This is a genomic window from Streptomyces sp. SM10 (genome assembly GCF_002910915.1).
Lineage (GTDB): Bacteria > Actinomycetota > Actinomycetes > Streptomycetales > Streptomycetaceae > Streptomyces.
The window spans coordinates 1-14,028 of sequence record NZ_NEUF01000087.1; the positions used below are offsets into that span (position 1 = coordinate 1).

Consider the following 14,028-nt stretch of genomic DNA (forward strand, 5'->3'; position numbering starts at 1 on the left):
TTGCGGGACGGCTTGCGGGCGGTCACGGAGACTGCCTCCTCGAAAGGTGAGTGGTGGGGAGCGGAGGTCACGCGGGTGTGGCGGCCAGGCGCTGGATGGCCGCCATCGGCACCGGCAGCCAGTCGGGGCGGTGCCGTGCCTCGTACAGCACCTCGTACACCGCCTTGTCGGTCTCATGGGCGCGCAGCAGCTCGGGTTCGCCGCGTGGGTCTGCGCCCGCCGCGCTCGCGTAGCCCTCGCAGTACGCGGCACGGCAGCGGGCCGCCCAATCGGGGTTCCACGGGTGGTGCGACCGGGCCGCGTAGTCGAAGGAGCGGAGCATCCCCGCCACGTCGCGGACCGTCGGCTGCGGACTGCGGCGTTCGGGCAGCGGCCTGGCCGGTTCGCCCTCGAAGTCGATGAGCGACCAGAAGCCGTCACCGTCCAGCAGGGTCTGCCCCAGGTGGAGATCGCCGTGGACCCGCTGCACCGGCCAGCCGCGCCCCGTGTCCCCCAGCGCCCCGACGGCGTCGAAGGCGGTGCGCAGACCCGGCACGTACGGGACGAGTGCCGGGACCGCCTGGGCGGCGGCCTCCAGACGCTCCACCATCCCGGCCACCAGGTGCCTGGTGCGGTCGTGTGCCAGCGGGGGCGTGGGCAGCGCGGCGGCGAGGGCCGTGTGCACCTCGGCCGTGGCCCGGCCGAGGGCGTGTGCCTCGGGGACGAAGTCCCGGCCGGCGGCCAGGGCGGCGAGCGCGAGCTGCCAACCGTCCTGCGCGCCGCGGAGGAAGGGCTGCAGCACGCCGAGCGTGAGCGGCTCCGCACCCGTCGTCGCCTCGAACCAGGCCACCGGCGCGGGTACCCGCCCGCAGCCCTCGCGGCCGAGCGCGAGCGGCAGTTCGAGATCGGGGTTGATGCCCGGGAAGACCCGGCGGAAGATCTTCAGGATGAAGGCGTCCCCGTACACGAGTGAGGAGTTGGACTGCTCGGTGTCCAGGACGCGGGGGGTGAGGCCCGGGGGGATCGGTTCCGCCCGGTCGAAGCGGAGCGGGCCGAGGGATCCGGGGTTACGGAATCGTTCCAGCAGGAGGTCGGCGACGCGCGGATCGTGCAGCCCCTCGTAGAGGGTGCGGCCGGCCAGCGGTCCTTCCGCGACCTGGCCGATGCGTGCGTCGGCCAGGCGTGGGGGCAGCGTGGTGCGCACACCCAGCAGGAGCTGGTAGCAGTCCCCCTGCGCCGGAGCGGGGCGTCCGCCCGGCTGGTGGACCCGGACGAGCAGGTGCAGCAGTCCGGGGCCCGTGCCCGCCCCGTCCAGAGGCAGTATCTCGGTGGCCGCGACGAGGGAGAAGCCGGTGACGGGCTGCCCCTTACCCGCGAACCAGCGCTGTCGGGGCACCCATTCGTGCAGCAGTGGGGCCAGCGACGGCAGCAGGGTCGTGGTGCCCGTGGTGCTCGGCGGGTGTCTTCTTGTCGTCTTTCTCGATGTTGTGCTCTTCGCCAGGGCGACTCGAGTGGATGCAGCCTCCGACATGGCATCGCGTCCTTTCCCCGGGCACACCACAGGATGCGAAGAGTGTCCCGGATTGCGGCAATGGCTGTCCGGCTGTGCGGGACGTGTCGGGAGAGGAAAGTCCGTACGGACTCGATCGGTGGGCCCACGAAAGGGCCGAAGGAGCCCGGAAGCGCTCGATATGGGGGAGAGTGCCCCGTGCGGGGCGGTGGAAACCGCCCCGCGGGTGGCGCCTCCACGGTGAGGCGCCGTCAGACGACCGCCGTCGCCGGTCAGCCGACCGGAGCATCCTTCCGCATCCGGAACCAGTAGAAACCGTGCCCCGCGAGCGTCAGCAGGTAGGGCCACTGACCGACGGCGGGGAAGCGGACCCCGCCGATCAGCTCCACCGGATGACGCCCGTCGAAGGCCCGCAGATCGAGCTCGGTGGGCTGTGCGAACCGCGAGAAGTTGTGGACGCACATCACGAGATCGTCCTTGTACTCGCGGGTGAACGCGAGGACCGCGGGGTTCGACGACGGCAGTTCGCTGTAGGAGCCGAGGCCGAACGCCGGATTCTGCTTGCGGATCTCGATCATCCGGCGTGTCCAGTGCAGCAGCGAGGAGGGCGACGCCATCGACGCCTCCACGTTGGTGACCTGGTAGCCGTAGACCGGGTCCATGATCGTGGGGAGGTAGAGCCGCCCCGGATCGCTGGAGGAGAAACCGGCGTTGCGGTCGGGCGTCCACTGCATCGGGGTGCGCACGGCGTCGCGGTCGCCCAGCCAGATGTTGTCGCCCATCCCGATCTCGTCCCCGTAGTAGAGGATCGGGGAGCCGGGCAGGGAGAGCAGCAGGGCCGTGAACAGCTCGATCTGGTTGCGGTCGTTGTCCAGGAGAGGCGCGAGCCGCCGGCGGATGCCGATGTTGGCCCGCATCCGGGGATCCTTGGCGTACTCCGCGTACATGTAGTCGCGCTCTTCGTCCGTGACCATCTCGAGCGTCAGCTCGTCGTGGTTGCGCAGGAAGATGCCCCACTGACAGCCCGACGGGATCTCCGGGGTCTTCGCCAGGATTTCCGAGACCGGGTAGCGGCTCTCGCGCCGTACGGCCATGAAGATGCGGGGCATCACCGGGAAGTGGAAGGCCATGTGGCACTCGTCGCCGCCGGCGGTGTAGTCGCCGAAGTAGTCGACGACGTCCTCCGGCCACTGGTTGGCCTCGGCCAGCAGCACCGTGTCCGGGTAGTTGGCGTCGATCTCCTTGCGGACCCGCTTGAGGAAGCCGTGGGTCTCGGGGAGGTTCTCGCAGTTGGTGCCCTCGCGCTGGTAGAGGTAGGGCACGGCGTCGACCCGGAAGCCGTCGATGCCGAGGTCCAGCCAGAAGCGCAGGGCCGAGATGATCTCCTCCTGCACCGCCGGGTTCTCGTAGTTGAGATCCGGCTGGTGGGAGAAGAACCGGTGCCAGTAGTACTGCTTGCGTACCGGGTCGAAGGTCCAGTTGGACGTCTCCGTGTCGACGAAGATGATCCGCGCGTCCGGGAACTGCTTGTCGTCGTCGGCCCAGACGTAGTAGTCGCCGTACGGCCCGTCCGGGTCCGTGCGGGACTGCTGGAACCAGTCGTGCTGGTCGCTCGTGTGGTTCATGACGAAGTCGATGATCACGCGCATGCCGCGCTGGTGCGCGGCGTCGACGAACTCCACGAAGTCGGCGAGGTCGCCGAATTCGGGGAGCACGGCGGTGTAGTCGGAGACGTCGTAACCACCGTCACGCAGAGGCGACTTGAAGAACGGAGGCAGCCAGAGGCAGTCGACGCCCAGCCACTGCAGGTAGTCGAGCTTGGCGGTGAGGCCCTTGAGGTCACCGACGCCGTCCCCGTTGGAGTCCTGGAAGGACCGGACGAGTACCTCGTAGAAGACGGCGCGCTTGAACCAGTCGGGATCGCGGTCCTTGGCGGGAGTGTCCTCGAACAGGTCGTGGACAGGCTCATTGACGATCATGGTGTGGGTGACCCTCCGGTCGGCGGGGACGGTCGCAGGACCGCGATGTGCGCGGGCGTGACGCCCGGCTCTAGGCGCACATAGAAGGTCCTGCCCCAGTGATAGGTGTCGCCGGTGAGCTCGTCGCGCACCGGCACGCGCTCGTGCCGGTCGAGGCCGAGCCGCGGCATGTCCAACGAGACCGTGGCCTCCTGGGTGTGGTGAGGGTCGAGGTTGACGACCACCAGGACGATGTCCGGACCCGAGCGCTTGCTGTAGGCGATCAGTGCCTCGTTGTCGACCGGGTGGAAGTGGATGTCGCGCAGTTGCTGAAGCGCCGGATGGCGACGTCGGATCCGGTTGAGGGAGGTGATCAGGGGAGCGAGCGAGCGGCCCTCACGTTCCGCCGACTCCCAGTCCCTGGGCCTGAGTTGGTACTTCTCGGAGTCCTGGTACTCCTCGCTCCCGGGACGCACCGGGGTGTTCTCGTACAGCTCGAAGCCCGCGTACACGCCCCAGGAGGGGGACAGGGTCGCGGCCAGCACGGCCCGGGCCGCGAAGGCGGCCGGCCCGCCGTCCTGGAGGTAACCGGGAAGAATGTCGGGCGTGTTCACGAAGAAGTTGGGCCGCATGTACGAGGAGCTCTCGCCCGAGACCTCGGTCGCGTACTCGGTCAGTTCCTGCTTCGTGTTACGCCAGGTGAAGTACGTGTAGGACTGCTGGAAGCCGACCGCGGCCAGCGTGCGCATCATCGCGGGGCGGGTGAAGGCCTCCGCGAGGAAGATCACGTCCGGGTCGGTGCGGTTGATGTCGGCGATCACCTTCTCCCAGAAGACCACCGGCTTGGTGTGCGGGTTGTCGACACGGAAGATCCGTACGCCGTGCTCCATCCAGAACCGCAGGATGCGCACGGTCTCCGTGACGATCCCGCGCAGGTCCGTGTCGAACGCGATCGGATAGATGTCCTGGTACTTCTTCGGCGGGTTCTCGGCGTAGGCGATGGATCCGTCTGCGCGGTGGTGGAACCACTCCGGGTGCTCCGTCACCCACGGGTGGTCCGGGGAGCACTGCAGGGCGAAGTCCAGCGCGATCTCCATCCGCAGCGTGCGGGCCGTCGCGACGAAGTGGTCGAAGTCCTCGATCGTGCCCAGATCCGGGTGGACGGCGTCGTGCCCGCCCTCGGCGGAACCGATCGCCCAGGGCACACCGGGGTCGTCGGCGCCGGGGGAGAGGCTGTTGTTCGGACCCTTGCGGTGGGTCGTCCCGATGGGGTGGATCGGCGGGAGGTAGACGACGTCGAACCCCATCGCGGCCACGGCGGGCAGCCGCTCGGCCGCGGTCCGGAAGGTGCCGCTGACCAGCCGGGGAGCCGGCGGGGGGAGCTCGGCGGTGACCGCCGGGTTCTTCTTCCGCGTGGCCGCGGCGGCGGTCCGTGTGGCCGCGGTCTTCTTCGTGGCCCGCGGCTTCCGGGCGGGCTTCGAGGGGGCCGGCTCCTCCATGCGCGCACCCTCGGAGCGCGGGAACAGCTCGTACCAGGAGCCGTACAGGGCGCGCCGGCGCTCGACGGTCAGCGGCAGCGGCCGCGACGCACTGACCAGTTCGCGCAAGGGGTGACGGCCGAGCGCCTCGTCCACCTCGGCGGCCAGCGCCGCCGCGAGCCGGGAGGCCGCCGGGCGGTTCGTGTCACGCAGCGCGTCGACGGCGGCCAGCACGGCCTCGCGCCCGTCCTGCTTCGGTACGCCCTCGGCGGCGCGGGCGTACAGCTCGGCGCCCTCCTCGAGGACGAGCGCCGTGTCGATGCCCGCCGGGATCTTGATCTGCGCGTGTGCGCGCCAGGTGGCGACCGGATCGCTCCACGCCTCGACCGTGTACGTCCAGCGGCCTTCCGCGTCCGGGGTGACGTCGGCGCCCCACCGGTCCGTGCCCGGAGCGAGCTCGCGCATCGGGGTCCAGGGGCCGGGCCGTCCGTTCGCGTCGCACAGGACGACGTTGGCGGCGACGGCGTCGTGTCCCTCACGGAACACGGTGGCGCTGACCTCGAAGGTCTCGCCCGCGACGGCTTTGGCGGGCCGTCTGCCGCAGTCGACGAGCGGACGGACGTCCAGGACGGGAATGCGACCGATCATGGAATCACCTGGGGGTCGGAGCTCGGCATGCACGGCGTGCGACGTGGGCGTGAAGGGCTGACCGCGCGCGCCGCGATGGTGGGGTTGCGTCCTTTGTAGCTGCTCGGTCGTCGGCTGGCGGGCTGTGGGCATGGCCGCTCCTGTCCGCGTTCACTCGAATGGCACTCGAATGGCAGGTGCACGGGGGTTCGACCTCGGACCGGGGGGCACCTGGGATGTGCAGCGCGGGGGGTGATACCGGGGAAGCCTTCCCACCGATTTCGGGCGGCCAACCCGGCGGCGTGTTAACTCCTTGGTGCAACGGATGCACGCGCTGTGGGCCGCGCGCCGGTCCCCCGGCCGTCACGCGGGCACCTCCGCAGCCTTCCCTGTGGTGCGGGGTGCCACAAGTCCGCGTGAGGAGGGGAAATCAGCCATATCGCCCGTGACAGAGGGGTACTTAACTGGCGCATCTGGCCCATGGGGCGAGTGGGGCCGCAGATGCCGCCGGGAAGCCTGTGACAGGGGTGGTGCAGGTGCCTGCGGAGAGAGGGCGCGCACGGTGCTTCACCGGGGACGGGGGCGGGCGGGCCGCGCGGTGGCGGACCCACTGAGCCGGGCGCGCGCCGTGGTTGCGCGGGGCTGCTCACCGCTACCGTCGAGGGTGACGGAGAGGGCGCCCACCGTCGTGCGTCCCCTCGGATCCGTACGTCCCCTGTAAAGGTGGGATACGTGAAGGCCATTCGTCGATTCACCGTGCGTCCCGTCCTCCCCGAACCCCTGCGACCGCTCAGCGACCTCGCCCGCAACCTGCGCTGGTCCTGGCACACCGAGACCCAACAGCTCTTCCAGGCGGCCGACCCGGAGGGCTGGCGGCCCGCGGACGCCGACCCCGTGCGCCTGCTCGGCGCCGTCTCCGCCGCGCGCCTCGCCGAGCTGGCCGGGGACCAGCACTTCATGCGGCAGCTCACCGAGGTGTCCGAGAACCTCCGTGAGTACCTCGGCGGCCCGAGGTGGTACCAGGACCAGCTCTCCCAGGGCGCGGAGCTCCCCGCGGCCATCGCCTACTTCTCCCCCGAATTCGGGGTCACCGCGGCCCTGCCCCAGTACTCGGGCGGGCTCGGCATCCTGGCCGGTGACCATCTGAAGGCCGCCAGCGACCTGGGCGTCCCGCTCATCGGCGTCGGCCTGCTCTACCGGCACGGCTACTTCCGCCAGAGCCTGTCCCGGGACGGCTGGCAGCAGGAGCACTACCCCGTCCTCGACCCCAACGAGCTGCCGCTCACCCTTCTGCGTGAGGCCGACTCCACCCCCAGCAGGGTGGTGCTCGCCCTGCCGGGCGGCCGCTCGCTGTACGCCTGTGTCTGGCAGGCCCAGGTCGGGCGTGTCCCGCTGCTGCTCCTCGACTCCGACGTCGAGGAGAACGCACCGGGCGAGCGCGACGTCACCGACCGGCTCTACGGCGGCGGCAGCGACCACAGGCTGCTCCAGGAGATGCTGCTCGGCATCGGCGGGGTGCGCGCCGTGCGCACCTACTGCCGGCTGACCGGGCACGCCGTCCCCGAGGTGTTCCACACCAACGAGGGCCATGCCGGGTTCCTCGGCCTGGAACGCATCCGGGAACTCTCCGAGACCGGACTGGACTTCGACGCCGCCCTGGAGGTCGTGCGGGCCGGCACGGTCTTCACCACCCACACCCCGGTGCCCGCCGGGATAGACCGTTTCGAACGCCAGCTCGTGGCCCGTCACTTCGGTGACGACGGCGAGCTGCCCGGGGTCGGGGTGGAGCGGATCCTGCGCCTGGGGATGGAGACCTACCCCGGCGGCGAGCCCGACCTCTTCAACATGGCGGTGATGGGGCTGAGGCTCGCCCAGCGGGCCAACGGGGTCTCCACCCTGCACGGAGCCGTCAGCCGGGAGATGTTCTCCGGGCTGTGGCCGGGATTCGACCCCTCCGAGGTGCCGATCACCTCGGTGACCAACGGGGTGCACGCCCCGACCTGGGTCGCGCCCGAGGTTCTCCGGCTGGGGGCCGGCACCTTCGGCTCCGAACGCGCGGAGAACGCACTCGCCGGAGCCGAGGTCGGCGGGGAGACCGGCGCCGACGCCGGGACGGCCGGCACGCCCAGGCGGTGGGACGCCGTGGCCCGCGTCCCGGACCAGGACATCTGGGAGCTGCGCCGGGGGCTGCGGGAGCAGCTCGTCACCGAGGTGCGCAGGCGGCTCTACGCCTCCTGGCGCAGGCGCGGCGCGGGCACCGCGGAGCTGGGCTGGATCGACGACGTCCTGGACCCGGACGTGCTGACCATCGGCTTCGCCCGCCGGGTGCCCTCGTACAAGCGACTGACGCTCATGCTGCACGACCGCGACCGGCTGCGGGAGCTGCTGCTCCATCCGACGCACCCGATCCAGATCGTCGTCGCCGGCAAGGCCCACCCCGCCGACGACGGCGGCAAGCGGCTGGTCCAGGAGTTGGTGAGGTTCGCGGACGACCCGCGGGTCCGCCATCGCATCGTCTTCCTGCCGGACTACGGCATGGGGATGGCCCAGAAGCTCTACCCGGGCTGCGACGTCTGGCTCAACAACCCCCTGCGCCCGCTCGAGGCCTGCGGCACCAGCGGGATGAAGGCGGCGCTCAACGGCTGCCTCAACCTGTCCGTGCGCGACGGCTGGTGGGACGAGTGGTTCGAGCCCGACTTCGGGTGGGCGATCCCCACCGCGGACGGCTCCGCCACCGACGAGGAGCGGCGCGACGAGCTGGAGGCGGGCGCCCTCTACGCCCTGCTCGAGGACCGGGTCGCCCCGCGCTTCTACGACCGCAACGCAGAGGGCCTGCCCGAGCGGTGGATCGAGATGGTCCGCCGCACCCTGGTCACCCTGGGGCCCAAGGTCCTCGCGGGCCGGATGGTGCGCGAGTACGTCGAACGGCTCTACGCTCCCGCGGCGCTGTCCCGCCGGGCGCTGGAGCCTGCGGCGGCCCGTGAGCTCGCCGCCTGGAAGACCAGGATCCGTGCGGCCTGGCCGCAGGTGGCGGTCGACCACGTGGAGGCCTCCGCCGACACGGTCGTCGGCGGTTCGGCCGAGCTGGGGTCCACCCTGGCGCTCCGGGTCCGGATCGCCCTGGGCGGTCTCGACCCGGAGGACGTGGAGGTTCAGGTGGTCGCCGGGCGGGTCGACTCCGGGGACGCGATCGCGGAAGCCCAGACGTTTCCGCTGAAGCCGGCCGGCGGTCACGACCTGGAGGACCGCTGGCTCTACGAGGGCCCGCTCGCCCTCGACCGTACGGGCCCGTACGGCTACACCGTGCGTGTCCTGCCCTCCCACCGGCTGCTCGCGTCGGGTGCGGAACTCGGCCTGGTCGCGGTGCCGAACGCGTCGACGGGCGACGGCGGCGGGGTGCTCCTGCGCTGACACCGCTCGCTCACGGCGGGCCCGGCGTGCCCATGCGCCGGGCCCACCCGTGTGACCCGGCGGCACCGGGGAACCGGCAGGGGTGCTTTCGCCCTGATCTCGCTAACATGACAGCCCTGCCGGTGTGGCCCTGGGCCACCGACATCACAGCGATGCGTCCCGCAGGGCGCGAGTGGAGGTCAGCACGGTGAACGGCGGCGGAGGCCGAGCGAGACGCCTGACCCGTCGGCTGGCCGCGCAGAACGGGACGTCGCGGCAGCTGAACGCCCGGCACCCGGAGCCTGCCGCGCCCCCGCGCGGCGACCGCTTCACCACCGCCGCCCGGATGCGGTGGCTCAATGCGGCGAGTACACGGATCGGGACGACGCTCGATCTGGAGAGCACGGCCGAGGAACTGGCCGCCTTCAGCGTCCCCAGGCTGGCCGACGCCGCCGCGGTCGACCTGCTGGAGTCCGTGCTGCGCGGCGAGGAGGGCGAGCGCGTCACCGGAGCCGCTGTGCCCGTCACCCGCGCCATGGCGGTCCGGGCCATCGACGCGCTGCAGGAGCTCGAACCCGCCCCGGTGGGCGAGGTGGTGGACCGTCGGGAGCGCCGCGAGACGCTGCTGACGACCGAGTGCCTGCGCAACGGCCGGCCCGTGCTGGTCAGCCGGATGGCACCGCAGGACTACGCGCGCGTCGCGCCGACGGACAGCGCGGAGGCGGCGATGCGGCGCCAGGGCGTCCACAGCTATCTGGCGGTGCCGTTGATCGCCCGCGGTGTCCTGCTGGGCTCCGCCGACTTCGTCCGCGCGGGCGACCGGTCGCCCTTCAACCGTGCGGACCTGGAGCTGGCGAGCCAACTGGCCTCCATGGCGGCGGTGTTCATAGACAACGCCCGGCTCTACGGCCGGGAGCGCGAGCACGTCGTGTCGCTCCAGCGCTCCCTCCTGCCGCGTGCCACACCGCACACCCCCGGTCTGCGGGTGCACGCCCACTACGCGCCCGCGGTCGACGCGCACGGCGTGGGCGGCGACTGGTACGACGTGGTGGCGCTCCCCAGCGGACGTACGGCGCTGGTCGTCGGCGACGTCACGGGACACGGTCTGCCCGCCGCCGCCACCATGGGCCGGCTGCGGACCGTCGCCCGTACGCTCATGATGCTGGACATCGCTCCCGACCGTCTGCTCGCCCGGCTCGACCTGGCCACCCGCGACCTGGAGGACGACCAGGTGGCCACGTGTCTCTGCGCCGTCTACGACCCCGCGGACTCCAGCTACACCCTCGCGAGCGCGGGGCATCCGCCGCCGCTGCTCGTGGACGCGGGCGGGACCGCCCGCTATCTCGACGTGCCGGTCGGGGCACCGCTGGGCGCCGGGGTCATTCCGTACGACCCCCTGCGGGTGCGCGGCCCGGTGGGAGGGCGGCTGATGTTCTACACCGACGGCCTGATCAAGACCCGCACCGACGACGTGGACGTCCAGCTGGAGGGGCTGCGCACGACGGTGGCCGCGATGGCGCCGGAGCGGATCGACGCCGGGGGCCCGCTCACCTCGCCGCGCCGGGACGACGGCCGGTTCGACGAGGCGGTGCTGCTGGTCGCCGGTGGCCACGAGCTGCCGCCCGACGTGCGGCTGCGGGAGTGGGACCTGCCCACAGAGGGCAACCCCGCCTCCACCGCGCGCAGGCTGGTCACCGAGCAGCTCTCGCGGTGGGGCCTGTCCGAACTCGCCGACGTGACGGAGCTGGTGGTCAGCGAACTGGTCGGCAACGCCCTGCGCTACGGCGGCGGTCCCGGCAGGCTCCGGCTCCTGTGCGACGACCGGCTCCAGGTGGAGCTCGCGGACACCGGGCCCGACCTGCCGCAGATCCAGCACGCCGACGTCAGCGACGAGGGCGGCCGGGGGCTCCAGCTCATCAACCTGCTCTGCCGCAGGTGGGGTTCGTGCCGCACGGCGACCGGGAAGATCGTCTGGGCGGAGCAGATCATCCCCGGGCGGGGCCCGGACTCCTCGCACTGACACGCGGTACGGCCCCGGGGGGCGTGCTCCCCGGGGCCGTACCACTGCGGTGCACCTTCCGTGAGACGCCTCCTCAGCGTCCCCGGAGGGGGATCAGAAGGTGAGCTTGACGCTGTTGAAGGTGCCGCTGTCGCCCGAGTAGACGTCCTGGATCTTCAGGTTCCACGTGCCGTTGGCGACCTCGGAGGAGGCGTTGACCGTGTAGGTCGCCACCACGTTGTCCGCGGAGTCGCTCGACGAGGAGTTCTTCAGGCGGTACGCCGTCCCGTCCGGGGCGACCAGGTCGAGGACGAGGTCACCGCGGTAGGTGTGGCTGATGTTGACCGCGACCGACAGGTCGCTGGGCGCGTTGCCGGTGACGCCGCTGACGACGACCGGGATGTTGGTGGTGCTGCGGTCGGCGAGCGCCTTGACGGTCGTGTTCTGGAAGACCGTGCCGCCCGGGTCCGGGTCGCCGCCGGGACGCGAGCCGACGGCGATGCCGGCCCAGGCGTTGGCGACCGCGGTGTACTCGGCGCTCGTGGCGCCGTACAGCTCACTGGCCACCGCCAGCGTCCCGGTGCGGGCCGCGGCGTAGTTCGTGGTGGAGGTGAACTTCGTGGTGAGCGCCTTGAACCAGATCTGCAGCGCCTTGTCCCGGCCGATGCCGGTCACCGGAAGGCCGTCGGAGGTCGGGGAGTTGTACGAGACCCCGTTGACGGTCTTGGCGCCGCTGCCCTCGGAGAGCAGGTAGAAGAAGTGGTTCGCCGGGCCCGAGGAGTAGTGGACGTCGACGCCGCCGAGGCCGGAGTACCAGTAGTCCTTGGACGCGCCGTCCTTGCTCGGCTTGTCCATGTAGCGCAGCGGGGTGCCGTTGCCGTTGATGTCGATCTTCTCGCCGACGAGGTAGTCGCCCGGGTCCGTGGAGGTGTTGGAGTAGAACTCCACACCGGCCGCGAAGATGTCGGAGGTGGCCTCGTTGAGGCCGCCGGACTCACCGCTGTAGTTGAGGCCGGCCGTGTTGGAGGTGACGCCGTGCGTCATCTCGTGCGCCGCCACGTCCAGCGAGGTCAGGGGCTTGGAGTTGCCGCTGCCGTCGCCGTAGGTCATGCAGAAGCAGCTGTCGGACCAGAAGGCGTTGACGTAGCTGTTGCCGTAGTGGACGCGGGAGTACGCGCCGACGCCGTTGCCCTTGATGCCGGTGCGGCCCATGACGTTCTTGTAGAAGTCCCAGGTCTCCGCGGCGCCGTAGTGGGCGTCGGCGGCGGCCGTCTCGGCGTTCGACGCGCTGCCGTTGCCCCAGACGTCGTCGGAGCCGGAGAACAGGGTCCCGGTGCCCGAGGTGCCGTGGTTCAGGTTGTACGTCTTGTGGCTGCCGCGCGCGGAGTCGGTCAGGTTGTACGAGCTGCCGGAGCCCGAGGTGCCCAGCGTGACCGTGCCGCTGTACTGGGTGTTGCCCGTGCCCGTCTCGATGGCCTGCCACTCGAAGAGCTTGGCGCCGGAGGAGGCGTCCGTGATGACGTGCAGCTCGTTCGGGGTGCCGTCGTGCTGGAGGCCGCCGACCACGGTCTCGTAGGCAAGCTGCGGGGTGCCGCTCGCCGCCCAGACGACCTTGCGCGGAGCCTTGCTCGCCTCGGTGCTCTTCGAACCGTCCGCCTTCGCGGCGGTGAGCGCCTGCTTCTCGGCGGTGGCCGGCGCGACGTCCGCCGCGGTGCCGACCGCCTTCAGCTGCGAGGCGGTCGCCCTCGACGCCTTGCTGACTCCCCGGGTCGTCCCGGCCTTCGACTCGGCCACGACGAGGTCGCCGCCGAGCACGGGCAGACCGCCGAGGGTGCGCTCGTAGCGGGTGTGGGTGGTGCCGTCGACGTCCTTGACGACGTCGCGGACCACGAGCTTCTCCGTGGACCCGAGGCCGAGCTCCTTGGCGGTGGCCGCCTTGGTGGCGTTGGCCTCCTTGAGGAGTTCGGCCCGCTGGGCGGGGGAGAGCTTCGCGGGGAGCGCGCCGGGGTCGGCGCCCTTCACCGCGGCGGCGGGTGCCGCGGTCGCGCCTTCGGAGGCGGCCGTTGCGGCACCGCCCTGCATTCCGACGGCGAGGAGAGCGGCTGCGGCTATCAGAGCGCCGGTCGCGGTGGCACGACGGCTGGGCGTGGGTCTCACGCGGACTCCTTCTGCGAGGGGGGTCACGGCCCGCTGGGTGAGCGGACCGGCAGAGCAGGCGGTGCGTGGATCGGCTGAAGAGTGCCACCGGGAAGCCCTGCGTGTCAGGACCGCGTCAACACATTGGCCGGAAGTCGTCCGTTGCCGGAAATACCGTGTTCGTTAAGCGGACGTTTCGCTGTGTGTCATTCCGGTGGCACGGGAAGATCGCCCGGAACGTGACGACCCTTGTCCCGCTGGGTGGCAAGGGGTTTCGCCCGTATCCCCTCCGGGTCGGGGCGGGTGCGGCGGGGTGGCCGGGGACCGAGGGGTGAGACGGGTCGGCGCTATGGCTGGTTCCGCGACTCCCCCGCGGGGAGGCCGGACGCCGGCGCCGGCGTCCGGCCTCCCCGCCGCTTCCGCGCGCGGCGTGGCCCCGATGCCGCCGTGCGGTCCCTTGACGCGGTGGGAGGCGGCGGGGAGTGTGTGAGCAAGCGCTTGGTCACTCGATCGAAGGAGCCGGAACCATGGCTGTCGACCCCACCGGAGCCGACCTCAAGGAGTTCCTCGCCGAGGATCCGGACGGTCCCGTGGTGATGCTGAACCTGCTGCGATTCGCGGACGGGGGCCGGGAGTCCTACGCGGCCTACGCCGAGGCGCTGTCCGGCGTCATCCTGCCCCGCCACGGCGGCGAGGTGCTCTACGCCGGCGACGGCGGCAGCCCCCTGGTCGCCGAGAGGGGCCAGGAGTGGGACGCCGTCCTCCTCGTCCGCTACCCCAGCCGTACGGCGTTCGCCCGCATGGTCGCCGACCCCGAGTACCAGCAGGTGACGGCGTTGCGGACCGCGGCTCTCACCGAGGCCGTCCTCCAGCCCACCCGGCCCTGGGGCCCGGCGGGGGCCCGCGGCGCCGGCTGAGGCACGCCCGGGTGCGGGCCGGGCCCGGGTCGGC

The 14,028-nt window shown here is 71.5% G+C and carries 7 protein-coding genes; 3 read left to right on the forward strand and 4 right to left on the reverse strand.

The window, feature by feature from the left end; all coding sequences use genetic code 11:
- Window positions 1–67: 67 nt before the first annotated feature.
- From B9S57_RS12115 to B9S57_RS12125, 3 genes are all read right to left on the reverse strand, one after another.
- Entirely contained in the window at window positions 68–1,510 is a 1,443-nt protein-coding gene (locus tag B9S57_RS12115; RefSeq protein ID WP_103515560.1) for a maltokinase, read from the reverse strand.
- A 251-nt stretch (window positions 1,511–1,761) separates the two neighbouring features.
- Window positions 1,762–3,468 carry a maltose alpha-D-glucosyltransferase gene (treS, locus tag B9S57_RS12120; RefSeq protein WP_103515561.1) on the reverse strand — a complete coding sequence of 569 codons (1,707 nt, stop codon included), beginning with the start codon at window positions 3,466–3,468 and terminating at the stop codon, window positions 1,762–1,764.
- Complete coding sequence (locus B9S57_RS12125) at window positions 3,465–5,573, reverse strand: alpha-1,4-glucan--maltose-1-phosphate maltosyltransferase (RefSeq protein WP_103515562.1); 2,109 nt, start codon at window positions 5,571–5,573, stop codon at window positions 3,465–3,467. Before B9S57_RS12125 ends, treS begins: the two co-directional genes overlap by 4 nt.
- A 711-nt stretch (window positions 5,574–6,284) precedes the next feature.
- Here B9S57_RS12125 and glgP point away from each other — a divergent pair.
- Both glgP and B9S57_RS12135 read left to right on the forward strand, forming a co-directional pair.
- The gene (gene glgP / locus B9S57_RS12130) at window positions 6,285–8,963 is read left to right on the forward strand and encodes an alpha-glucan family phosphorylase (protein ID WP_103515563.1); all 2,679 of its coding nucleotides are present in this window, start codon (window positions 6,285–6,287) and stop codon (window positions 8,961–8,963) included.
- A gap of 187 nt (window positions 8,964–9,150) precedes the next feature.
- Complete coding sequence (locus B9S57_RS12135; protein ID WP_258036371.1) at window positions 9,151–10,962, forward strand: SpoIIE family protein phosphatase; 1,812 nt, start codon at window positions 9,151–9,153, stop codon at window positions 10,960–10,962.
- A 93-nt stretch (window positions 10,963–11,055) separates the two neighbouring features.
- Here B9S57_RS12135 and B9S57_RS12140 read toward each other — a convergent pair whose 3' ends face one another.
- The gene (locus B9S57_RS12140) at window positions 11,056–13,098 is read right to left on the reverse strand and encodes a M4 family metallopeptidase (RefSeq protein WP_103515565.1); all 2,043 of its coding nucleotides are present in this window, start codon (window positions 13,096–13,098) and stop codon (window positions 11,056–11,058) included.
- A 506-nt stretch (window positions 13,099–13,604) separates the two neighbouring features.
- Between B9S57_RS12140 and B9S57_RS12145 the strand changes: the two genes are divergently transcribed.
- Window positions 13,605–13,994: a DUF1330 domain-containing protein gene (locus B9S57_RS12145; protein WP_103515566.1), complete on the forward strand. Its 390-nt coding sequence runs from the start codon at window positions 13,605–13,607 to the stop codon at window positions 13,992–13,994.
- The last annotated feature ends 34 nt before the right edge of the window (window positions 13,995–14,028 follow it).

Coding starts and splice junctions, on each gene's coding strand:
- B9S57_RS12145 (WP_103515566.1), top strand. CDS start 13,605: ATGGCTGTCGACCCCACCGGAGCCGACCTCAAGGAGTTCCTCGCCGAG.
- treS (WP_103515561.1), bottom strand. CDS start 3,468: ATGATCGTCAATGAGCCTGTCCACGACCTGTTCGAGGACACTCCCGCC.
- B9S57_RS12125 (WP_103515562.1), bottom strand. CDS start 5,573: ATGATCGGTCGCATTCCCGTCCTGGACGTCCGTCCGCTCGTCGACTGC.
- B9S57_RS12115 (WP_103515560.1), bottom strand. CDS start 1,510: ATGTCGGAGGCTGCATCCACTCGAGTCGCCCTGGCGAAGAGCACAACA.